Below are 24323 nucleotides of genomic sequence, written 5' to 3'. Positions count from 1 at the left end.
CTTTGTCTATATCTTGTCCATAATTGCGTTTGGCAATTACCGTTTCTCCGCCACACTCCTTAACAAAAGTACGGAAAGGTTCGCTGTCATATCCTTTATCACAAACGATGGTATTAACTTCATCGAGTTGCTCAACTAAGCTTTCGGCATGCACTATATCGTGGCGTTGTCCCTCTGATAAATCAAAGCAAATCGGCAGGCCACCACTATCCACGGCTAAGTGAATTTTGGTTGAGTTGCCCCCGCGACTTTTTCCTATTTGCTCTGAGCTTTCAGTCGCTGCACCTGTACTATGCTGATGCGCTCTAACTATAGAGCCATCAAGAAATACCCATTCAAAATCAGCCATACTAGATAAGCTTTTGAAAAGACTATCTAAAATCCCTTTCTTTGACCAAAGATTAAATCGTCTGTAAACGGTACTCCACTCTCCGAACTCAGAGGGTAGATCCCGCCAAGGAATACCTGTTCTCATTCGATAAAGTATTCCTTCAAATGTCATTCGATGTTCAGTTTTATCGTAAATANCAGAGGGTAGATCCCGCCAAGGAATACCTGTTCTCATTCGATAAAGTATTCCTTCAAATGTCATTCGATGTTCAGTTTTATCGTAAATACGACCTGTACTTTTCATAACTTGGAGTAGCAGTTTCCAGCGAATATCAGTTAGCATTGTTCTTGGCATGGTATTGGTTATGGTTTTACTTTTGGCGAAGCAAATTATAACTCTTTACCATGCTGTTCAAAAAACACTCTCGAAAGATCAACATGCCCTAAGAACGTTTCAAATATCGATTAATGAAAGTCTAGAAAAACATGAACCTGCGATATTACACAGGCTCAAACTTAGACTCAGCGACTACATACGAGCAAGCTGTACTTTTCTGTCTTTGTTTACTATACAGAAGTTACCGCGCTTAGTGCGACATTTAGAACATCTCTCACACTCAACAGGGCTTCTATCCCCTTCTTTCCAACGCTTAACCAAATGTGGTTCAGAAAGCAGCGGTCTTGAAAGCGCGAAGTATTCAATACCCGTGTTGTTTGCGATAGCTTCAATGGCATCGAAATCAGTTAAGCCGCCTACCGTGATAACTGGAATATTAACGTCTTGGCTTATCGCATGGCCATACTCATGGAAGTAGCCTTCCGCTTGGATAGTAAACCCATCATGTGACTCGCCAATCATGGTGTCAGCTTTGCCGTGAATGTTGCCAGAAACCACAATGCCATCAACGCCAATTTCTTCGAGCTTTTTACACACCAAACGCGTTTCATCAAAGGTCACACCGCCCTCGAAAAACTCAGAAGCGGTCAGCTTAACCAAGATAGGGAAATCATCACCCACCAACTTGCGTGTTGCCGTGTAGATCTCAAGCAAGAATCTCATGCGATTTTCTAAGCTACCACCGTATTCATCTTCACGTTGGTTGTAGTAAGGGCTTAAGAACTGATTGATCAAGTATGTGTGTGCTGCATGAATCTCAACACCATCAAAACCCGACTGTTGTGCTCTCAGTGACGCTTTAGCAAACGCATCGACAATGTAATCAATTTCCTCTTTGGTCATCGCTTTACCCAGTGTTTGAGTCCCTTTTTCAGGAACCTCACTCGGTGCAAAGATCACTCGCTCGCCAAGGTCATACGTGGTTTTCGTACCGCCATAAGCCAATTGCATTACGATTTTAGAGTCGTTGTCATGAACCAGTTGAGTCAGCTTTTTGTATTCATCGATAAACGAATCGTTATACATGCCCATCATGCCAGCATTCGGCTTTTCTTCTTCAACGATGTTCGCATAACCCGTCACGATCAAGCCAACCTCACCTTGAGCCAACTCTTCATAGATAGCGTAAAGTTTATCTGTCATATGGCCATCTTCGGTCGCCATATTTTCCCACGTCGCACTTCTCATAAAGCGGTTTTTAAGCGTCATGGTGCCAATGCGGGTTTCTGTAAACAAAGTACTCAAATCTATTCCTCACTCAATCGTGTTACGCAAGTGCCCATCTAACGGGGCTGATTGACGCGGATACTACAGAGAATATGACAAGCAAAACTTAATCTAGATTAAGAGAGCGGCACTCTCACATAAGAAACAGGCTATAAATGGATTCAAAAGCGAGGAGATAGAGAAAATATAGGAAGCAAACAAAAAGCCGTTCAGTCAGGCTAAACGGCTTTAGAAGTTTATGGTTCGGTAGATATACCTCAGACTAACGCTTTAAAAGAGTTAGCCGTATTTAACCGTAGGGTCGATACATTGGTACACTTGGCCGATACTCGCTTCGTTCGCCAATAGAGTTTCGATAAGGCGTGCTACTTCTTGTCGGTAAATCACACCATGCACTTCCACTTGTTGGGAAAGCTCACCGTTACCAGTCACCTCGCCATCGAGTAAACCACCTGGGCGAAGAATCGTGTAATCCAACGAGCTAGAGGTTAACCAAGCTTCCGCCAATGATTTTTCACGAACGGCAGCGCCGAACCCTTTTCTAGAGCGCTCTGATAGGTACTGCCATGAATCACCACAACCTAAAGACGTCACCAACACAAAGCGTTTGATTTCGTTCGTTTCCAACGCATCAATCACATGTCGATGACCAATGTAGTCAACCGGAACATCCGCTCTAAAACTGCCCATGCTTGAAACAACCAATGCCGATTTCGGTAGCTCAGCAACCGTTTTTTCCACTTGTTGCTTGTCGGTTGCATCGCAGCTAAATGAAGTTACGCCAAGAATTGCCAAGCGCGGGTTCTTCTCTGGATTTCTAGCAATCGCAATCACTTCAAAACCTTGTTGATGAAAGTGCTCGACCATTGCTGCACCCAAACCGCTACCTGCTCCCCATACTACGACTGTACTCATAAATACCTCAAAAAAATCATGTTGTTCCTAATACTAACGACACAATCTAATCGGTTCTTTCGCTTAGATCAATAAATGCGAATAAGTCTCAATATTAAAAGCTTCATCCATTAACCAACTAATGTTTAGCGAGATTCAGTAGATGCCTTAGCAGAAAATAGGGATATCTCGAGATGGGAATGATGCAGCAGAAACACAACAAGCGCTGAGTGTAAGTCCACCTAAACAGGCGACCTACACTCAGCTTTTTTATTTATGGGGAGCGGATTGAAGCTTAGTTGAACTCATAGGTATAAGATGCGCCAACACTGTTATTTTCGCCGAAATCATCCTCAGCAAAAATAGTGAAAAAGTTGAATGATTGAGCATCACTCAACTTGTAGCTCGCACCAACGCCAGTCCAGTACCCTGAATAATCATCAGAGCCCATTGAACCACCACCGAAGCCCATGATAGACCATTCATCGGTTATCGTTTTTAAGCCAAACGCTCCGATATAGCCACCATGTGTAGAATTCGGCATCAATACATAGTCAGAGCCAACGTTATCATCATCGAACACTGCCACTTTGCCATCATTATAACTGTAGCCAGCCATAGGGAAGATTTGCCAACCGAACGGCTCAATGTCGAAATAACTCAGAGGTATAAACGTACCTATACTGTAGTTATTCTTATACGCATCGTTATCGTATTCAGAACGGCTAAAGTTGAAGTTCACGATACCCATAGGCAATAGCCATGAACCGCCAACTCGCCACTCTGCGCCGTCGGCATTAACGCGAGCATTGATCATTCGTGCTTCATCAAGCCCAATAGAGCCCGAAAACTTAAGCTCTTCGTTATAAGCAACGCCCGCTTTGGTTACGATCTTAGTCGGATCATCTGGGTGCTTATCTTCAGCCAAAACACCCGTTGAGCCTAGTATTAGCGAAGTAATAATTAATAGATTACGTAATGTCATTAGAAGGTCGCGCTAACACCAATAAAGTGAATACGACCATCGAACGAGCCGTTTAACAGGTTAACCTGACCGAATCGACCATAACGATCCATCTCAACTGTTCCTAAGTCTGCGTATTCATAGAAAACGTCAATTAAGATGTCGTCCCAGTAGGTAGATGCACCCACTGAGTAGCGATACTGCTCGCCTACAGGAAGGTCCACCCACTGCATTGAAGGATCGTCTTGTGGGGAAGTTTCGTAAGAGAAGCCAGCTTTTAAACGCCAATCAGAGTTCAATTGGTAGTCCGCACCGACTGCAAACTTCCACACGTCGTCCCAATTTCTTGGAATTGAAACTCCATTTAGAGAATCTGCAGGAATTCCGAAATCAAGAACCGTTGCATCCCACTCACTCCAGCGGTGGAACTGAACGCTAGCAAGTAAGTCAAGTTGAGAGTTCAATGCATAGCTTGCGCTTAAATCAACGATCTCAGGCAGCGCGAGGTCTGTCGACAGTGAGTTAAACACACTTCCACTCAACTCATTGTTAAACTCATGCTCTAGTTTCGAGCGATAGCTGGCACCCAACTTAAGTTTGTCTGTTGGCGTGTACATTACACCGAAGTTATAGCCATAAGCCCAGTCAGTGTCTTGTTTAGCTGTAAACCTAGAAGTCGATTGCTCGAATGCAGCCCAGCTCAACTGAACACCAGCACCTACCGACCATTGGTCGTTAATTTGGTAACTCAAGGCAGGATTCACTTGCATCGCAGTCAGCGTGATTTCTTCAAGCAAAAGGCGACCTGCCCACTCACTGCCGTAATCCAAGCTTGAACCGCCTACTACCCCTAATGCAATACCAAGGTGTAATTTGTCAGTCACTTGATGAGCATGGAAAGCACCAAATGAAGGCAGTACTGAATGGCCTTTACCATCCTGCTTATCCCCGTTATCTTGATATTTCATTTCAAGATCAAACGCCATGGTATTAATGGTAGTCTTGCTTTCGCCCATATGAGACATAGTGGCAGGGTTAGTCCACATCGCCGCAGCAGATCGAGTGTAAACACCGTCACCAGCGCCAGTAGTACCAGCGTTGGCAACAACGGCCTCTTGTAAAAACAGACCACTTGCGAAAGCGTTCAAACTTGTAAATATTGCGGTGGCAGCTAGAGAGTAGGTAAAAGTTTTGTTCATCAGAGTGCTCATTCAGCCTTAGACATTAAATTGCGCTAAGGTTACCGCAAAGCCCGATAAACAAAGGGAATATCGATTATTCCTGTACAAACACTATTTAAACTTCCTAGCCACATAAGCGCGTGGTTTGTCACTGTGGATTTCACGCTGAGCAGCGATCGCTCGGTTCTTACCTAGAGCAACTTTAATCTGATACCAAGTCTCATAAAACAAGGCGATGCCGGGGCTAGACCACCAAGTTTTGTTATAGAGTTTCTTGTTGGCAGCAACCACATCTGGCGATCGGTTCGCACACTCCAGTGCCAAGGCATAAGCTTCAGTGTACGGATCTTCGGCTATTTTTGTGACAAGCCCATATTCTTTGGCAGTCTCACTATTGATCACCTTAGCGGTCATCGCCATTTCTAAGGTGTGATCTTTTCGCATCAGCTCTCGAAAGGCAATCGCGCCACCCATGTCAGGAATCAGTCCCCACTTAGCTTCTAAGATAGAAAAGTTGGCGTCCGGACTGGCGATTCTAAAGTCACCACCACTGACGAGTTGAAGACCACCTCCCCAGCAACGCCCGTGAATCGCAAAAATCACGGGGCATGGAATATCTCGCCAGCCTAAAGAAAAGCGTTGCGCAGCGTTTGGTAATGTCGGTAACCATTTGAACAGAAGCTTCATCGCGCCAGATTTACTGGTCAACAAAGACTTCACATCAAGCCCGGAACAAAAGTCTGTACCACTGCCTTTTACGATCACCGCACGAATTTCAGTGTTCTTTTTAAGCTGACTGACCATGTTGTTCACCCCTTGAAACATCGCCATATCAATGGCATTCAGCTTGTCAGGGCGATTCAGTACAACCGTCGCGATCTGGTTCTCATCAATGGAGCAAGTAAGGCGTTCAAGTTCAGGCATTTGGCTATCCAATTAAGTGGTCTGACCTTTAGCGTAGCCATCTTAGTCACATATGCAAAATTGACGCTTTAGAAGCGAGATCTGTGTTGGCTAACACTTGGTCTCGAAAACACAAAGCCCAAGAAAAAAGGCAGTGATGGATAATTCCAATCACTGCCTTTCATGCTTGTTTTGATGAGCAAAGAACTTAGCGCTTAACTTGCTAGCCGTTCACTTACGCTCTTCGAGATTTCAGTAATAAGAAGATGAAGTAACTACCACCAATGATGGAAACTAGTGTGCCTGCCGTAAGCTGCGCTGGGAACACCACCACTTGCCCTAGCCAGTCGGCAAATAACATCAATGCCGCACCGATCAAAAACGATAGAATGATCTGTTCACGAACCAAACGAGCACCAACCATGGCCGCAATATGTGGTGCTAATAAGCCAACAAAAGCAACCGGCCCCATGGTGGTTGTCACCATCGAACATAACACCGCAACAATACACAGCAGAGCCACATAGGCGATGTTGATGTTCAGCCCTCTTGCACTTGCGAACTGACGGCCAGTCGCAATTAACGTCACCCAACGACTCAACAGTAAAGCTAACCCAATACAAACAGTGATCACGATAGCCATAATCGTTGCCGCATCAGGTTCAACACGATATGTAGAGCCTGCCAACCAAGCCAATAACGTATATTTCCCCTCACCAACTCGTGTTAAGGAAAACTGCACTAAGGCCTCTAACACTGCGGTCAACGAAATACCTGTGAGAATGAGGATAGACGGAGCAAACTGGTGCTTCTTACCAAGGAACAGCAACAAACAGAGTGCAATCGCACTGCCCAAAAACGCTACCCACGGGCTTAGTGAGTGAATCGAGTATCCCATAAACAGGCTACTGAAAATCAAGGCTAGCACCGCACCCGCCGACACACCAAGAATGTCTGGGCTCGCAAGCGGGTTGTAAACTAGCCTTTGTAAAATCACACCCGCCACAGCCAAACCGCCACCGGCGAATATTGCAGTTAACATTCTAGGCCAGCGAATAGACCATTCAAATGCATCTGGGATAACGAAGTAGCCCATATCTGAAGAAGGCTGAGACAATGTACTCAACGCCAGCAACCCAAGGATCATCGAGCCCAACAAGAAGTAAGCCAAAGATGAAATAGACTTCGGACCTTTAGGCATCGAGAAAAATAGCTGGTCTTGAGCAGACATTTGCTTGCGAGCAATAATGATCAAAGCTGGAGCACCAATCACCGCGGTTGCCGTTCCTGTAGGAATCATATCCAAAGACCATTGCGCTAAGAAAATCGCCAAGCTGTCGGTCACACAAAGCAACAGTGCACCTAACACGCAGCTTGCGATGAGTTCAGATTTCGCCTTTAAAAAGCCCAAATGTTTCGCGATGTTTGGCGCAATTAAACCAATAAAGCTGATCACACCCACCGAAGTAATCGACACGGAAACCAGCCAAACGCCAATCGCCATGAGTACAAAAAAAGTCGTACCGATGTTAAGACCACGCGCCGCAGCCCCTTCTGTACCAATCGAAAGAAGAGTCAAAACCCTTGGAGCCAACAGGAAAATAGCAAAGATTGGCAGTAACTTAGGCATCAGCCAAAGCACTTGTTCCCAACCGTTCTGCCCTAGATCGCCCGCTCCCCATACGAACAAGTTCTGCGCATACTGGTCGTTAAGCAAGATAATCGCAGTCGCAAATGCCCCTAGTAATAAATTCACCGCCATGCCCGCCAAGACAATCGGTAAACCACTCATATTTTTGATGCCAACAATAGAAACGATGAGCCCCATTGCAAGCAGCGCTCCAATCAGCGCAAACCAAACGGAATATTGAGCGACCAACATCGGCGCAACTACATTTAGAATGACCAGACCAAGCCACGCCCCTGACGATGTACCGAGTGTCAGTGGAGACATCATGCGGTTCTGCGTCAGTTGTTGGAACAAACTACCGATAGTGCCGAGTGTTCCACCAACCAAAATCGCCATCACTAAACGAGGTAAGTTGACATAGATTAATGCCATTAACTCGAATGAATCATCGACCATTTTATTGAATGTAACAATGTCGCTGATCTGTGAGACTTGCTGAAATAACTCACCGATAGGGCCAAATTCAGACTGGCCTAACCATAAATGAATAAGGGCGGCGAAAAATAGTACCGCCCCCATAATCAAACCACTGGATTTCATTACTGCTCCGCTAACGTCAACAACGATTGCGCCATCGCTTCTACGTTATACAAAATCGACATAGCACCGCCGTAGCTCCAACTTGCTGCTACAGGGCTAAATTGACCATTACGAACGAAAGGCATGCTCTTCCAAACCGGAGAACGATCTAACTTGTCTTGATATGGGAAAGGTTCAAAGTACAGCGCAATGCCTCCCTTGACGTTTTTAAGTTCGGTCATACGTTTTTGACTGATGCCCCACTGACTCGCAGGAAGATCCATCGCATTTTCAAAGCCTAGTTGCTCAAGCGCATATTGCGGAATCGAGTTATCACCGTATATGTAAACCGAAGTCGTGCTCGCAAAACGGAAAGACGTCACTTTCGGCTTGTCGCCCGGATACGCTTTATCTAGCTCAGCTTTTAAAACTTCAAGACGCTCATCCATCGCAGCCAATTTGTTGTTCGCTTGCTCTTCTTTACCAAGCAATTGGCCTATCTTCTTAAAGTTCTCAATCGCAGCCTCGGCATTACTGTGCTGCTCGCTGTACGTTTGGTAGTAAAGTACTGGCGCGATTTCTGAAAGTCGCTCCTGAAGATCTTTCTGAGGTGAAGCGATAAGAATCACATCTGGGTTTAACTTCTTGAGTGCAGAAAAGTTAGGTTCAGTTCGAGTGCCAATGTCCGCCACGCCCTCTGGTATCGCAGGTTGAACAACCCAATCGCTATACCCTGCAATATCAGGCACAGCAACTGGCGTTACGCCTAATTCGATCACTTGTTCTGCAATGTCCCAGTTAAGCGCTGCCACTCTAACAGGTTGAGCTTCAAGGGTTTTGACCCCTTCACTGTCTTCGACTTGGAAATCCGCCATCGCGTTAAACGATAAAGCACTCGTTAACATCGTTAGAACGAGTTTTGTATTCAAATTTTTTACTTTAGAAAAATGAGAAGCTATTGGTTTTAAGCTCATATATTTGCCTACTTAATCTAAATTCGATATTTCTACAAACGACAAAAGCAGCCTTGTGAGGCTGCTTTATTGAGACTCTAACTTCGTTAGAACTCGTAGTTCACGCTTAGCTCTACAGACTGCTCAGCACCGAACCAGCAGTTCGACTGGTCGTAACACGCGTAATATTCTTCGTTGAAAATATTGTTCACCGCTAGGTTAGCAGTTGCACCAGATAGTGTGTCGCTGGCTGCGCCCAAATCATAACCCACCGACAAATCAACAACCGTGTAAGACGGTACTTTGCCTTGCGTGTTGCTTGCATCCATTTGCATTTCGCCTACGTAACGAGCGCCTGCACTGAATCGAGAACCCGCTAGCATGCCGTTAAATACGTTGTAGTTAGCCCACACATTAGCCGTATGTTCCGGTACATAGATCGGTGTCGTACCCTCTAAACCGTTACTAGAGTCTTCAGTGATTTCCATGTCAACATACGTGTATGCAGCCGCAATATCGAAGCTTTCTGTCGCGAACCAACGTCCTGATAGTTCCGCACCTTGCGATACCACTTCACCCACTTGGATTCTTGGGCCATAAACGTTAGTCGGGTCTGTCATCAACATGTCTTGCTTAACGATATGGAATAAAGAAACCGTTGCTTCTTTCGACATATCGTCAGACAGGTATTTCACACCAATCTCTGCTTGTTGTGCGTTCTCTGGATCAAACTCATTGCCTGCTTTATCAACACCCGGAGCTGGTTCAAAGCTCGTCGCATAGCTTGCAAACGGTGCTAAACCATTATCAAACTGGTACAAACCACCTAAACGGTAAGTGAACTGCTTGTGATCAGATTCATGGGCGTAGTAATCACTCTCAGATTTGTAGTGATCAAATCGCGCACCGGCAATCAGTACTAATGCATCCAGACGAACTTGGTCTTGAACGTAGAACCCCAGCTGGCTTGACGTCGTGTCATCTAGATATTCACCCGTCTTAGTCACATCACTGCGGTCTAGTAGATCATTGTTCGGATTCAATGGATCAAAGCTATTAAACCCGCTGCCATTCGCACTATACGATGAGTAGTTAACATTACCGTCTAGATCTTGGTAATCGATACCAAGCAACAAGTTATGCTCTACTGAACCAACATCCACAATACCGCTCAATTGGTTATCAATAACAAACCCTTTAAAGCTCTCATCGGTAGAGTACAAGTATCGATCCAGCTGATTAGGTGTGCTTGGGTCGTAACTCACGTGATAAGTGTTCTCTTGGTATAAGGAAGCATCGGTATAGCGAGCATTCTGTAGGAATGTCCAATTGCTATTAAACTCATGGTTGATTTTATAGCCGACCATAAGAACTTCACGCTCAAATTTGCTCCAGTTCTTGTCACCCATAGAAACCGATGGATCGCTTGCTTTCAACACGTCTAGTGGCATTGCCGAGTTGATACCCATTGAAGGATCATTTTGGTAGTACAGGTTGAAGTTAATCAACGTACTGTCTGTTGCTTGCCAGTCCACAGAAGGAGCAATTAGGTAACGCTCTTCTTCTGCATTATCAACTTGACTGTCCTGCTTACGAGCAAGTGCGATCAAACGGTAAGAAAAATCGCTATCACCAAACTGACCAGTAGTATCGATCGAAGCTTCTTGTAAATTACGTGAGCCTGTTGCTACGCCAACTTTAGTCGACGGTTCCGTTTGTGGCGCTTTAGCGATCATATTCACCATACCACCTGGTGGCATCGCGCCATAAAGTACAGAAGTAGGCCCTTTGAAGATCTCGACTTGCTGCATTGCAATCGGATCTATCTGTGGTTGTAGGTTCCAACCATTTAAGAATTGAAGCGAAAGACCATCGTAGTAGTTAACGTTATTCGTGCTAAAACCACGAATGGAATAAGAGTCAAACATTGCTACCGAGCTACCACGGTTTTCAGTTACAACACCCGGTGCATAACGAAGGGCTTGATTCAGAGATTGAACACCTCGTTGCTCTAACTGTTCTTCATCAATAACGGTAATACCTTGAGGCGTTTCTTCTGGCTCAAGTGCCGACTTAGTCGCGGTATTACGATACGCCTTGCCCATAATTGTGACAGTTTCTACATTCGAATCTGCCGCTGTAACGGTTTCTTCCGCCAACGCTTGCGCTGAAAATGCAGTGAGCAATGCAACTGCAAGTGATGAATACTTAAAACGAGTGTGAGTGGTCATGATTCCCTCGGTACCAATGCTTATTGTAAATAATAATAAATCTCATTTGCATTGTATGTATCTATAAAAGGGATAATTAACAATTTGGTGCAAGTTCACAAAGAACTTGGCCGATTTATAACGAAAAAAGGTCAATTGATGATTAAAAACACAATTGACCTTATTGAGTAAGAGGCTTTACAAAGAATACGTAAAACACAGATATGACTACGATTTAATAATGGGAACCCAGTATTCCATAACTGCATCTGTGGCACGAGCTTGATAGGCCAATGGGTATACTTCAAGCTCATAACCGTCAACACCTCGATAGCCAGAACTCGGCAGCCAATTAAGTACAAACCAACTCAGAGTGTGTCTAAGGTTCTCAATCGGACCACAATGTTTAACCACGGCATAGGTTTGCTTTGGAATGGTTAGTACGTCTAACTTATCAGAGATAATGCTCGGCAATTGAGGAATTGAAATCTCATCATTAAGCTCTACTCCGGCCCAATAATGAATATTGGTACCATCAAAGCAAGATTGGGTAAGGTCAATAACACCAATAAACTGAAGTGCGTTGTCGTCTGGTAAGCTCACTTCGCCTTCCAAGCGCGCCCACAATTGAGGGACTTTCTCTGCAAAGTCTTGTGTCAGTGAAAACAAGCCGCTTATTTCGGAGGTAATACCTTTAACAAGGAATGACTCTCTTTCATCAATGCGTACCTCAACAAAACTGAGTGGACCGTTATCAGCAGCACTAACCGTTTCAGATACTTGTATCGGTTTTCTAAGCCCTGCTCTTTTGCCCGCTTTTCTATACTGACTAGGACTGGAGCCAAACATCTGCTTAAAGGAACGGCTAAAGCTAATTTCTGAATTGAATCCGAGTTCAAGCGCGATATCAATCACTCGCTCTTTGCTGTCCAACAGTTCTTCAGCCGCTTGGCTTAGCTTTAACTCTCTCACATAGTTTGCCACGGTCAGTCCCGTTTCAGCTTGAAACACTCTTTGCAGCTGCCAGCGAGACCAACAGCTCTGTTTCGCAATATCTTCTAGCGATAGTGTCGAGCTAAGGTTCGCATGGATATAAGCCAATACGCGGCTAATACGGTCAAATGCAGGTGTGTTCATAGTCAAGCTTTCAAACTCTCGGTAGTGGCAACAACATATTAGATTCAGAAATACTTTTTATCATTTAAAGCGACTTTTATCACTTAAAAATGACTAAGCCTTACTCAATTTATAAATATCTTATATGACGAGTTCTCCGCGGGTATGCTCCATTTTGTATGGTTATCCTCGATAAGGTTCGCTATGATAACGAAACTGATTCTCATTTAATGGTTTAAGATGCTTTCCCAGCTGCACAACATCATCACTCGTCGGAGAGCCCCTTCTCTACATCAAAAAATCTTCGCTTACTCTAAACAAGTCACGCCTTATTTGAGTGGCAGTTATGGTTCTCTGAGCAGCAGAAGCATCGCAATGACGAATGATAAGAGCCATATCGAGATCAAACGCGTTTACGATGGCTTAGCGGAAAATCACACAGAAGCAGGTAAAGCTTATTGGTTGACCCGAACTTGGGATCTCGTCTGCTGGCAACCCATCTATGTGACCTTCGTTTCTATCTACGGCCTTCACTCCCTGCCTGATATCAAGAATATCGGTCAGTTTAGGTACAAAGAGTTCGTCACAGGATATCGCTTCTTTAATGGTGATCATCAACACGGCTCACCTGAGGAATTGATACCTAAAGCGGGCGAAGCCATACTTGCACTTACTGAGTTTTATCGCAGCCAGATAAGTGAATGGACACGCATCCGCCCTGGTTTTACTAACCATTTGTTGGCAGATCTACTGTTAGGCAGTCTGATCAAATTGCAGCAACATGAACCAAGCCTGACCAACGACTACATCACTGCACAAGCTAAGCTTTGGTTAGACGCATGCCAACTACCTGAAAGTCACTTAGATAGCCTCAAGGTCGATGCCGATTCAGGATTGCTTAAACTGATTAGAGTGAGCTGTTGCCTAGTCTACAAATGCGATTCTAGGAAGTATTGTGACGATTGCCCTAGGCACCCTGACAACAAAAAAACTGCGTAATATCACCCTCTATTTTTAGAGACCAGTAAAGCGACTTTTATTGAACAACTTTATTGGTCTAGCACAGGACTGACATGTTTCAGCTTTCAAACATCAAAATCGTTCGTGATGAGCGAACCATTCTCTCAATTGACGAGCTTTCAATTCCGACGAATGAGCTTACCGTGGTTCTTGGTCACAATGGCTCTGGTAAATCAACATTGGTTAACTTGCTTTCAGGACAGATGTCACCAGACTACGGCACTGTTGAATTAAACAATGCATCTCTTTCTTCATTAAAAAGCAAAGACTTAGCTAAGAAGATTGCGTATTTGCCGCAAAAGCTCCCAGCTTCTGCAGGCTTAACGGTAGAAGAATTGGTTCGCTTAGGCCGTTTTCCTTGGCGAGGCGCGTTAGGTCGTTGGAACTCAGAAGACAAATCCATCATCCAACAAGCGATGGAGAGAACGGGCGTTGCTCAGTTTTCACAGGCGCTAGCGGACGATTTGTCCGGCGGTGAACGCCAACGTGCGTGGGTTTCTATGTTGCTTGCACAACAGTCTCCGGTATTGATCCTCGACGAGCCAACATCAGCACTGGATGTTCATCACCAATTCCAACTGATGGGTTTACTGTCTGAACTGAACAAAAAGGAAGACGTTGGTGTTATCGTGATTCTTCACGACTTGAACCTTGCACTGCGCTACGCAACACACATCGTTGCTCTGAAGAAAGGTCAGATTGCCTTTGAAGGCAGCGCCGATAAGTTACTCGATGAACAGGCATTGTCTGCACTGTATGAGTCCCCTATCCGACTGATCGACCATCCTGTTCCTGCTAAAACAGCCGCAAGCGAGAAAGTTGCCGTGGTCTGCGAATAGCCAATATTCTAGCAATTTAAACCAAAACGCTGAACATTAAAAAGGCCATTGAAATTCATCACTTCAATGGCCTTTTTAATTTGAGATCGCTAGCTAATTTGACTAGCTAAGCTGTGCGTCTCTGGCTTCTTGGCTACTAAAACCTCGAAGGATATTAAACAACGTAATCACAGTGAATAACGCAATGACCAGTGATAAATGCCACGCCTCTCCTAGTCCAAGTTTAACCAGCCCCATACTGACAATCGAAGACACAACCATTTGACCACCGCCCGACATCGCGGCCGCCGCGCCTGCATTCTTCTTGTAAGGCAACATCACCAAAGCTTGAGCACAAGGAAGCGCAATACCATTACCGAGTATCATTAAAAACTGACCAATCATTAGATATAAAGGCTCAAGTGGGCAAAAGAAAAGCCACAACGCAGCTGAGATGTGTAGCACAGGCGTACATAACAGTGTTTTCTTATTGCCTAACATTGGGCGAATACGGTTACACAAGCTGGTACCACCTAGCATACCCAATGCAGGTATCACCGCCCAGATCGCGTACTCGTCAGACGTCATGCCGATCTGGTTCTGCATGATAAACGGCATCACCGACACAGTGGTGATCATCAAACTAAAATTAAGCCAGCCAATGCTTGCAAAGCTCATAAAGTAGCGAGAAGTGAGTAGCTCTTTGTATTGCAACGCCATTTTCTTCGGTGAGGGAATCGCTGAGAACTGAGTGACGGTTTCTTTGAATTTGAAGGCCAATACCCCCCAAGCCAATGATACATACCCAAGTAACGAGATGAATACCATACTCCAGCCAAAGTGGAAGTTGATAAACCCACCGATAACAGGCGCAATCAGAGGAGTGATAGACGCTACCATGGCGATATAGGACATCGCCAAGGGTAAGTCAGATCCGCTGAATCTATCTCTTGTGGAAGCGCGAGCAAGCACCGCACAACAACCTGTTCCTAAACCTTGCAGGAATCGACCCAACACCATGCTGGTAAATGAATGGCTGAAGAAGATGATCATCAACAGGCCAAGCATGGCGAGTAACAGGCCACTCAAGAGCACCTTTTTACGCCCTAGAGCGTCTGAAATAGGTCCATAAATAAACTGAGATGGACCAAACCCCAACAAATACACACTCACCAGAAGCTGAGCTTGCTCTAGCGAGACATCAAAATCCTTCGCGATCCAAGGTAAAGACGGAAACACCAAACCCATACTGAGTTGGCCGATACTGATGACCAAACACGCCAGTAAGATCGACTTAAAATCAAATCGACGGCTCATGATGTGGTACACGTAGTTAAAAGGCTCGGAATATCAACCAAACAACATTGAGGTGTAAAAAATAGAGAGAATGTTGCAGGTGTGGTATTCATGGCGCTCCGAAAGGATCAATTAGAGTATGGCAGGGTAAACATACGTGAGCTTGTATAATCATACAATACCGACTGAACTAAATATGTGAATAGTCACTTTTCACACTCCTTAACTTTCCGCCTGTCGCTGACACACGCTAGACTAACACTAGATCGTAATACTGAAGGGACTTCAATGAACACTTATCACCGCATTCTCTCCTCTGCTTTGGCACTTATTGTGTCTGGTCCCCTTTCCTCAACAACGGCTTTTGCTTGGCAAGCTGAGAAGATCACAGACGGTCTCGTAATCCCATGGGGTCTAGCTTATGTCGATGACGACTCTATGCTTCTCACAGAAAAAGCAGGCGTTATTAAACACGTTGATTTAAAAACGGGTGACCAGAGCACGCTGTTCAGGCTCCCTAATATATGGGCAAAAGGACAAGGTGGTCTGTTGGATATCACGCTATCACCTTTCGAAGAAGATAAGTTCTATGTTACCTACAGTAAAGACGTCGATGGCGAAGGCGTAACCACACTCGCTTCTGCTACATACAAAGGCAATGAAGTGTCCAATTGGCAAGATGTGTTTGTTTCCAAGTCGAGAACTGACACAGGTCGTCACTTTGGGAGCCGCATTACCTTTGACGATAGTCACCTGTACTTTTCCATTGGCGACCGTGGTGACCGAGACAACGGTCAAAACACCCTAACCCATGCTGGTTCGATATTGCGCTTGAATGCTGACGGGAGCACACCAAGCGATAACCCATTTGTAAATAACGACAAGGTTCTCGACGAGATTTGGAGTTTCGGTCACCGCAACCCACAAGGACTTTTCTATGATTTCCCAAGTCAAAAGCTTTGGTCTATTGAGCACGGCCCTCGTGGCGGTGATGAAATTAACCTAATAAAAGCAGGAGCCAACTACGGGTGGCCTGTCACATCACATGGCAAAGAGTATTGGGGCCCTATCAGCGTTGGTGATTCGGAAACCAAAGAAGGCATCGAAGCGCCTAAAAAGGTCTACATCCCCTCAATTGCACCTGGCAGCTTAGTGGTTTATCAAGGGAATAAGTTTCCTGAACTCAAAGGGAAACTGTTAGCGGGGGCACTTAAGCTTACTCATATCAATGTGGTGACGGTCAATGAACAAGGTGAGGCAATAAAAGAAGAGCGCCTACTAGAAGAGTTAGGTGAACGAATAAGAGACATAGAAACTTCACCAAACGGGGACATTTATTTTAGCACTGACAACGGCAACCTTTACCGACTGAAAAAGTAAGAATAGCTCCTATACGAGAAGACAATATTCGACAATGTTTTTATAAATGAAGCCGTTAAATACTGGGGTTCAAGCAGTTTAACGGCTTTCTTGTCTCAAAGCAGAACGTACCAAAACCGTGCAACGACTCTAATTTTGTCATCAAACATACCTATGTTTTTCACAAAAACGACAAGAAATCACCATACAACTGTAACTACATGATATTTAAGGAATGCAAAGTTTGACTACCCCCAAGTTTCTGCAACCTTTCCCTATGTATTCGATTGACTATCCCCTGATTTGATTTAGACTCGATTCCGGCTAGAAAGAAAGTTCTTTGTATATAAACATTTCGTTGGATTACTAGTAACCCCGTTGTGTTGTACGCAATAGCAATAAACTTTTCCACGCTATCAGTGCCACAATTGGCTCACTATAAAAATTAATTTTAGGGATAACATCATGTCTAACACAGTTACTGGTACAGTAAAGTGGTTCAACGAAACTAAAGGCTTCGGCTTCATTCAACAAGAAAACGGCCCAGACGTATTCGCACACTTCTCTGCTATCACAGGCGACGGTTTCAAAACTCTTGCTGAAGGCCAAAAAGTTGAGTTCGTAGTATCTCAAGGTCAAAAAGGCCCACAAGCTGACAGCATCAAAGTACTTTAATTTAGTATTTTAAAGCTTTCTAAAAATAGCCAGCCTCTGCTGGCTATTTTTTTACCCGCTATTCAGAGATTTAAGGTAATATTCCCCTTCACTATTTCTACCTAAGACACCTCCTCAATGGCTCTTAAACCGACAATCTACAAGTTTCGTATCTCTTTAACCGATATGAATCGCGACTATTACGACTCTTTTAATCTAACGGTTGCACAACATCCCTCTGAAACAGAACAGCGAATGATGGCTCGTATCATGGCTTTTTGTATCAATGCCTCTCCTGAACTTGAGTTCACTAAAGGGTTGTCTAGCATTGAAGAACCAGATTTATGGCAGAAGTCTTTAGATGATCAGATCCTAGAATGGGTTGATGTAGGCGAACCGGACCCTGAACGTGTCAAGAAGGCGACTCGTCTATCTAAATCTGTGCGCGTATTCAGCTTCAACACTAAATCAAACGTTTGGTGGGAGCAGAACAAAGGCAAATTCGGTTACCTAAAAGCCCAAATCGTTCGTCTAGACAACGACGGTATCGAGCAATTAGCCGCAATGACTCAGCGTACAATGGATCTTTCAGTGATGCTGACGGGCAACTCAGCGTTCGTAAATAGCGACACGCAATCAGCTGAAGTGACGTGGGAAGAGTTACAGAGTAATGACTGAGCTACCAACTAACAGTCAGCAAAAACTTGAAGCAAACCAGCAAGCTAAAACTAAACTCTACGTTTGTTTGAAAGAGTCTGGTTTAGACTCAGTAACTGCAATTGCGACAGGTTTCGAGAAAGAGCTAACCTCTTTTATCGACGACAACCATGCCCTGTTTAAACACGCTTGTGAGAATAAGCCTGATAACTCAGCACGTCAGACACTGCTTGGCCTGTTGACCAAAGAGCATATCGACGCAAGCTATCGCTTTGAGAGTAACAAAGATGCTAGCGAAGCGATGCAAAATGTCTTCGATAATACGGTAGGCAGTGAGCACGGCGACAAGTTTCAAAACTCGAACTCTCAGCAGTTAAAGTTAGTAACGCATTTATGGTTGTTCATTCAAGGTCGACTTGGAATGGATTACAGCCTAGCCAACGATCACGCGGCAGCGACCGCCAAACTGCTGTCTCGCTTATCAAGAAGCACAGATGATGAAATCCGTGTTGAGTTCATGGCGAGTTTTTATGATGGCTTGAACATCTATCAAGCAGAGAATAAGCCGTCCGGTTTGATTCATAGCTTAAAGCGTTTATTTAACCTTTCGTAAGCATTCCATTAGCTGAAATCAAGTTTGCGCTTTACACCCTGTAGAGCGCATCTATTTACAGCTATCGCTTCCATTATCAATTCAGCGCATAAGTGCAGATCCCCTACTCGCTCATTCTTCGCTCTAAAGAATGACGACATTCGTAGTCATGCAATTAACTTTATTACAGGTACAAAAAAGCCCCGCTGAGTGCGAGGCTTAGAATCTTGGTTGCCGATCTACTGAGGCTAAATCGTACTTATCAAATCACAAGGCGATTAACGCAGGCCGTGTAAGAATTCGTGACGCGTAGCTGGGTTAGATTTAAAAATACCGCCTAGTGCTGTGGTTGTTGTTTCACTGGTTGCGTCCATCACGCCGCGTGATTTAACGCAGTAGTGAACCGCATCCATAGTTACTGCAACATCTTCTGTTTCAAGCAAGGTTTGCAAAGCGACAAGGATCTGCTGAGTCATACGCTCTTGAACTTGTGGACGCTGTGCAAAGAAGCGCACGATACGGTTGATCTTAGACAAACCAATGATTTTACCGCGAGGGATGTAAGCAACCGCTGTTTTACCATCGATGGTCACTAAGTGATGCTCACAAGTACTGGTCACGGTAATGTCTTTTACACGTACCATCTCACGAACACCCATCTTGTTTTCAATGACGGTAATTTTAGGGAAATTAGCGTAATCCAAACCAGAGAAAATCTCATCCACGTACATTTTGGCAATGCGGTGTGGTGTTTCTTCCAGACTATCGTCCGTAAGATCAAGTTCGAGTAGAGTGAGAATCTCACGCATATGGTGTTCGATTCGTTCCTTTTTCTCTTCTCGGCTAACCTGGTTAGGACTCATTGGTGTCTCTAAACCACGGCTTGCTAGCGCATCTTTAACCAACTTCGCTGATTCGCTAAGACCTGACATTGAACTTCCTCTTTTATTACCCCTTCTGGATGGCAAACAAGGATACTCGGAATTTTGAATAAATACACCCATATTTTAAGGGAGGTCATTATTTACGGGGCTTAAACTGTGCTAGAGTGGCTAGAATTTCGTTGGCGAATCAGGTGTTCTGATCGCTTTTCAACCACCATTGCCAACCACAAAATCAAAACAATAACGATCAAAGGATTTCAATTATGGGCTGTTGCGACGCTCCGGGCTTAATGCCAATTGAAGAAGCACTAGATAAGCTGCTGTCACCAATCAAACCTATTCAAACAACTCTAACTCTGCCATTGGCGGATGCATTAGGCTACGTTCTTGCTGAAGACATACTCTCCCCTATTTTTGTACCTCCTTTTGATAACTCAGCAATGGACGGTTACGCGCTGCGTTTAGCGGACCTAGAGAACGGTAAAGTACTGCCATTGGCGGGTAAATCTTTTGCGGGTCAGCCATTTGAGGGCGAATGGCCAAGCAATACCTGTATTCGCATTATGACTGGTGCAAAAATCCCAGAAGGTTGTAATGCCGTCATCATGCAAGAAAATACTCGTGAAACCGAGGCGGGCATTGAGATTCAGCAAGACGATATCAAACTGAACAACAACATTCGCCCTACGGGTGACGACATTAAACAAGGTGACATCGTTCTTAGCCGTGGCGAACGTTTAACACCTCGTGATATTCCAATGATCGCTTCACTTGGTGTGAGCCATGTGACCGTTGCACACAAACCGAAGGTCGCTTTCTTCTCTACTGGTGATGAGCTAAAACCTTTAGGTCAGCCTCTTGAAGATGGTCAGATCTACGACAGCAACCGCTACGGTATCAAACCGCTGATTGAAGCGTTTGGTTGCGAAGCGATTGACCTAGGTATTATTCCTGATTGCCCTGCAACGCTTAAAGAAACCTTTGTGAAAGCACAAGAATTGGCAGACGTAGTCGTCACTTCTGGAGGCGTAAGTGTCGGTGAAGCGGATTACACCAAAGACATTCTTGAAGAGCTTGGCGAAATCGGCTTTTGGAAACTGGCAATCAAACCGGGCAAGCCATTCGCTTTTGGTGAGTTAGACAACGCTTGGTTCTGTGGCCTGCCGGGTAACCCAGTTTCTGCAATGATGACGATGTACGTGTTGGTTCAACCTATGCTGGCTAAACTTGCAGGTCATACTGCATGGACAGCACCAGAATCTATTCCAGCAACGACTAAATCGGCATTCAAAAAAGGCCCAGGTCGTACGGATTACCAACGTGGCATCTACTCGATTGAAAACGGTCAGTTTGTGGTTGAAACAACAGGTAACCAAAGCTCTGGCGCTTTCCGCTCAATGAGCCTAGCAAACTGCTTTGTGGTACTAGAACGTGAACGTGGTCGTGTAGAAGTCGGCGAAACAGTTCAAATTCAACTGTTTAACTCTACACTTTACTAACGAGGCTTGCTGATGGAAATACTTTCTGACGCAGAAATGCTTCGCTACAACCGCCAGATCATCCTTAAACAGTTTGATTTTGAGGGCCAAGAAGCGCTGAAACAAAACTCAATACTGGTGTTAGGAGCTGGCGGCTTAGGCTGCGCTTCTGCCCAATATCTTGCGACTGCAGGCATTGGTAAGCTAACGCTAATCGATGACGATATTGTCGAGCTTTCTAATTTACAGCGCCAAGTACTTCACACCGATGCTGACATTGGTAAGAAAAAGGTCGTTTCAGCCGCAGAATCCTTGCAGGTGTTAAACCCACACCTAAAAGTAGAGACCGTCGATCACAGGCTAGATGACGAGGCACTGGCGAAGCTCATTGAAGCGCATTCACTCGTACTTGATGCCAGCGACAATGTCGAAACGCGCAATCAATTGAATCGCTTGTGTTACGCATCAAAAACGCCACTGGTTTCTGGCGCTGCGATTCGCATGGAAGGTCAGATTAGCGTATTCACTTATCAAGATGAGAACGCACCTTGCTATCAATGCTTAAGCGCTCTATTCGGCAACGCAGCACTTAGCTGTGTCGAAGCTGGTGTGATGGCTCCTGTTGTCGGTATGGTTGGGGCAGCTCAAGCTTTGGAAGCGATCAAAGTTATCGCTAAGTTTGGACAACCAAAGCAAGGTAAGCTTCTGATTCTCGACGCTATGTCGCACAGCTGGCGTGAAATGAACTTAACGAAGATGCCGAGTTGTTCGGTGTGTGGATAGACTAAACCATATCCCCCTATCGAGAACCTAAGCCTTGACGATAAGTCAGGGCTTTTTTATGTCTGAAGTTTAGCTTCTACTCGAGGTTATCAAATTGGAATAGTTATTAAGAGATTAGTTTCATTTGAATTCTCATTTTGAGAAAACACCAAAAACTTGAATTATAAAAAATAAAAAGCATTAAAATCAATAATTTAAAAATGGCACATTACTTGATTAAGTATCTAGACCTTCCATCACAAGGATGTAGATATGAGAATTACAACGTTAAGTTTGCTATTAAGTGCGCCACTGGTCGCCAACGCAGCGCCATTCGATACTTGCCCTAGTAAGGCATACCTTTTTCAGTCCACCCCTGTGCAAGTCTGGGGCGTTAACCTCGTTACTGGTTCAACTACCCTATTAGAAGACGACACAGGAATGAACGCCAACATAAACGGTGTCGGTTTCGACTTCGAAGACAGATACATCTACGGTTATGACACCACCAATAAACGCCTAGTACGTCTTGGTCAAGACTTCCAAGCAGAAGTCATCAATACCAGCGGATTACCAACCGACCATACCTTCTATGTGGGTGACGTTTACGATCATGTTTACTACCTGTACCGCACTGGCAAAGGGCTGTTCACGGTTGATCTATCGCCTTTAGATACCGATCCAAATGCGACAGTTACCGTTAACAAAATTGTAGGCAGCCCAGCAACGGTGAAATTAACTGATTTCGCTTTCCACCCAAGCGATGGCTCTCTATATGGTATCGATAATAACTCTGGTGGCTTATACAGCTTCAACCCTACAACGGGGGCAGAGACCTACATCGGTGATACTGGAGAAACAGGTACGTTCGGTGCAGGTTATTTCGATGTAAACGGCTACTACTACGTATCTCGAAATCAAGACGGTAAGATCTACCGAATCAACTTATCACCAGATAACGCAGCTAACATCGCAGCGGGTATTGTTCCTGCCGTTGAATTCGTATCGAATGGCCCTTCTTCTAATCAAAATGATGGTGCTCGTTGTGCGAATGCGCCTGTTGTGGATGAAGATTCAAACATCGACTTCGGTGACGCACCAGACAGCTACCTAACTCTACTTGCAAGCAATGGTCCTCGACATGAACTTGATGGGGTCACCTGGTTAGGTACAGACGCACCAGATGCTGACCTTGATGGCTACGTAACACCGCAATCTGATGAAAGTGTTGGCATTGATGACGAGTGGGCAAACGGTGGTATCGGTTTTGTTACCGCACTTGAAGCCGGACTCGATTCAAAAGTTGTTATTGAAGCTTCAACAACCGGTTACCTTTCAGCTTGGATTGATTGGAACCAAGATGGCAGCTTCGACGGCGCTAATGAGCAGGTATTTACCGACTACCAACTGGATGCGGGCGAGAATGACCTGTTCCTTAATGTTGATATCAACGCATTAACGGGGACAACTTGGGCTCGTTTCAGATTCAGTCAACAAACCAACCTGAGCTACTTTGGTGGTTCAACCTCTGGTGAGGTGGTTGATATCCAAGTCGATGTTCTTAATGACGGTGCTACAGCTCGTTACTTCCCAAGCGCTTCGGGTTACGCGACCTTGGCGTATGAAGACAACTGGCCTTATAAAGCCGACTACGATATGAATGATGCCGTGATTATGTATCGAATCACAGAAATCCTAAAAGACGGAAAAGTAGTGAAATCCACTATCGACGGTCGCCTAGCTGCTGTTGGTGCAACCTATAGAAATGGTTTCGCTGTTCGCTTACCAAACCTTGCTCCAAGCTCGGTAGACAGCGGTAGTTCTTACATGAAACACAATGGCGTCTTTACTGACTTAGACATGGAGGACGGACGTAGTGAGGCGATATTTATTGCCGCCGAAGATTTAACGTCTAAAACAGAAACATCATGTACCTTCTATCGAACTAGTAACTCATGTAAAGACGACGAACAGTTCTCTTTCCAAATAGGAATCAGCTTATCAGGCGATGGAATTAGTACTGATACATGGACAGATATGCCTTACGACCCGTTTATCTTTGCAACACCTGGCTACTATCACGGTGAAAATCTACCTCTGCACCCAGGACGCAGTTGGGAAGTTCACTTGCCAGACCAAGCGCCAACGGAAGCCTTTGATACCGATAACCTCTTTGAAGCTGGGTTAGGCGTCGATGACAGTAACCCATCAACAGGTAAATATTTCAAAACAGCAGAGAATCACCCTTGGGCGCTGATCATTACATCAACAGAGGAATGGGAATGGCCGCAAGAATACGTGGATATCGTAACTGCTTACCCAGAGTTTAAGCAGTGGGCAGAATCAAGCGGTGAAAATAACCAAACTTGGTACGCATCACCAGCAGACAACCAAAGTTACGAGCCATAAGGAGAAACGC

At 44.8% G+C, this 24323-nt stretch carries 21 protein-coding genes; 9 read left to right on the top strand and 12 right to left on the bottom strand.

What is annotated here, in order from left to right:
• From L1D22_RS08215 to L1D22_RS08170, 10 genes are all read right to left on the bottom strand, one after another.
• Positions 1–673 (bottom strand): IS5 family transposase (locus L1D22_RS08215; RefSeq protein ID WP_239829364.1); only part of this gene is annotated, 673 nt, incomplete at its 3' end.
• A 186-nt stretch (positions 674–859) separates the two neighbouring features.
• Positions 860–1972, bottom strand: coding sequence for an NADH:flavin oxidoreductase (locus L1D22_RS08210; protein WP_275665024.1), 1113 nt, complete (start codon positions 1970–1972; stop codon positions 860–862).
• Positions 1973–2233: 261 nt separating this feature from the next.
• A complete protein-coding gene (locus L1D22_RS08205) occupies positions 2234–2869 on the bottom strand; it encodes an SDR family oxidoreductase (RefSeq protein ID WP_239829363.1) in 636 nt (211 codons plus the stop codon).
• Positions 2870–3143: 274 nt separating this feature from the next.
• The gene (locus tag L1D22_RS08200; protein WP_239829362.1) at positions 3144–3833 is read right to left on the bottom strand and encodes a hypothetical protein; all 690 of its coding nucleotides are present in this window, start codon (positions 3831–3833) and stop codon (positions 3144–3146) included.
• Positions 3833–5011: an outer membrane protein transport protein gene (locus tag L1D22_RS08195; RefSeq protein WP_239829361.1), complete on the bottom strand. Its 1179-nt coding sequence runs from the start codon at positions 5009–5011 to the stop codon at positions 3833–3835. The genes L1D22_RS08200 and L1D22_RS08195 overlap by 1 nt, the downstream gene beginning before the upstream one ends.
• Before the next feature lie 93 nt (positions 5012–5104).
• Entirely contained in the window at positions 5105–5917 is an 813-nt protein-coding gene (locus L1D22_RS08190; protein WP_239829360.1) for a crotonase/enoyl-CoA hydratase family protein, read from the bottom strand.
• 214 nt (positions 5918–6131) lie between these two features.
• The gene (gene fhuB / locus L1D22_RS08185; protein WP_239829359.1) at positions 6132–8126 is read right to left on the bottom strand and encodes a Fe(3+)-hydroxamate ABC transporter permease FhuB; all 1995 of its coding nucleotides are present in this window, start codon (positions 8124–8126) and stop codon (positions 6132–6134) included.
• Positions 8126–9079 carry an iron-siderophore ABC transporter substrate-binding protein gene (locus L1D22_RS08180; protein WP_239829358.1) on the bottom strand — a complete coding sequence of 318 codons (954 nt, stop codon included), beginning with the start codon at positions 9077–9079 and terminating at the stop codon, positions 8126–8128. The genes fhuB and L1D22_RS08180 overlap by 1 nt, the downstream gene beginning before the upstream one ends.
• An 86-nt stretch (positions 9080–9165) precedes the next feature.
• Complete coding sequence (locus L1D22_RS08175; protein WP_239829357.1) at positions 9166–11289, bottom strand: TonB-dependent siderophore receptor; 2124 nt, start codon at positions 11287–11289, stop codon at positions 9166–9168.
• A gap of 207 nt (positions 11290–11496) precedes the next feature.
• Positions 11497–12405: an AraC family transcriptional regulator gene (locus L1D22_RS08170; RefSeq protein WP_116871426.1), complete on the bottom strand. Its 909-nt coding sequence runs from the start codon at positions 12403–12405 to the stop codon at positions 11497–11499.
• Between the two features lie 219 nt (positions 12406–12624).
• On the opposite strand from L1D22_RS08170, the gene L1D22_RS08165 reads away from it, so the two are divergent.
• Positions 12625–13383 carry a siderophore ferric iron reductase gene (locus tag L1D22_RS08165; RefSeq protein ID WP_239829356.1) on the top strand — a complete coding sequence of 253 codons (759 nt, stop codon included), beginning with the start codon at positions 12625–12627 and terminating at the stop codon, positions 13381–13383.
• 74 nt (positions 13384–13457) lie between these two features.
• Positions 13458–14243, top strand: coding sequence for an ABC transporter ATP-binding protein (locus L1D22_RS08160; RefSeq protein ID WP_239829355.1), 786 nt, complete (start codon positions 13458–13460; stop codon positions 14241–14243).
• 102 nt (positions 14244–14345) lie between these two features.
• Here L1D22_RS08160 and L1D22_RS08155 read toward each other — a convergent pair whose 3' ends face one another.
• A complete protein-coding gene (locus L1D22_RS08155; RefSeq protein ID WP_239829354.1) occupies positions 14346–15539 on the bottom strand; it encodes a multidrug effflux MFS transporter in 1194 nt (397 codons plus the stop codon).
• A gap of 267 nt (positions 15540–15806) precedes the next feature.
• Between L1D22_RS08155 and L1D22_RS08150 the strand changes: the two genes are divergently transcribed.
• From L1D22_RS08150 to L1D22_RS08135, 4 genes are all read left to right on the top strand, one after another.
• The gene (locus tag L1D22_RS08150) at positions 15807–16898 is read left to right on the top strand and encodes a PQQ-dependent sugar dehydrogenase (RefSeq protein ID WP_239829353.1); all 1092 of its coding nucleotides are present in this window, start codon (positions 15807–15809) and stop codon (positions 16896–16898) included.
• A gap of 444 nt (positions 16899–17342) precedes the next feature.
• Entirely contained in the window at positions 17343–17552 is a 210-nt protein-coding gene (locus L1D22_RS08145; RefSeq protein ID WP_010430417.1) for a cold-shock protein, read from the top strand.
• Between the two features lie 117 nt (positions 17553–17669).
• Positions 17670–18209 (top strand): YaeQ family protein, encoded by a 540-nt coding sequence (locus tag L1D22_RS08140; RefSeq protein WP_017631131.1) that lies wholly within the window; start codon positions 17670–17672, stop codon positions 18207–18209.
• Positions 18202–18801 carry a hypothetical protein gene (locus L1D22_RS08135; protein WP_239829352.1) on the top strand — a complete coding sequence of 200 codons (600 nt, stop codon included), beginning with the start codon at positions 18202–18204 and terminating at the stop codon, positions 18799–18801. The genes L1D22_RS08140 and L1D22_RS08135 overlap by 8 nt, the downstream gene beginning before the upstream one ends.
• Before the next feature lie 257 nt (positions 18802–19058).
• On the opposite strand, the gene folE is transcribed toward L1D22_RS08135, so the two are convergent.
• Positions 19059–19712, bottom strand: coding sequence for a GTP cyclohydrolase I FolE (gene folE / locus L1D22_RS08130; RefSeq protein ID WP_004737232.1), 654 nt, complete (start codon positions 19710–19712; stop codon positions 19059–19061).
• A 215-nt stretch (positions 19713–19927) separates the two neighbouring features.
• On the opposite strand from folE, the gene moeA reads away from it, so the two are divergent.
• The 3 genes from moeA (at position 19928) to L1D22_RS08115 (ending at position 24313) form a co-directional block, all read left to right on the top strand.
• A complete protein-coding gene (gene moeA / locus L1D22_RS08125; RefSeq protein WP_239829351.1) occupies positions 19928–21163 on the top strand; it encodes a molybdopterin molybdotransferase MoeA in 1236 nt (411 codons plus the stop codon).
• Positions 21164–21175: 12 nt separating this feature from the next.
• A complete protein-coding gene (moeB, locus tag L1D22_RS08120; protein ID WP_239829350.1) occupies positions 21176–21925 on the top strand; it encodes a molybdopterin-synthase adenylyltransferase MoeB in 750 nt (249 codons plus the stop codon).
• A 252-nt stretch (positions 21926–22177) separates the two neighbouring features.
• Positions 22178–24313, top strand: coding sequence for an LruC domain-containing protein (locus L1D22_RS08115; protein WP_239829349.1), 2136 nt, complete (start codon positions 22178–22180; stop codon positions 24311–24313).
• Positions 24314–24323: the final 10 nt, after the last annotated feature.

This window comes from Vibrio sp. Isolate34, from assembly GCF_022397915.1.
GTDB lineage: Bacteria > Pseudomonadota > Gammaproteobacteria > Enterobacterales > Vibrionaceae > Vibrio.
This window is presented reverse-complemented; position numbering and strand designations above follow the sequence as displayed.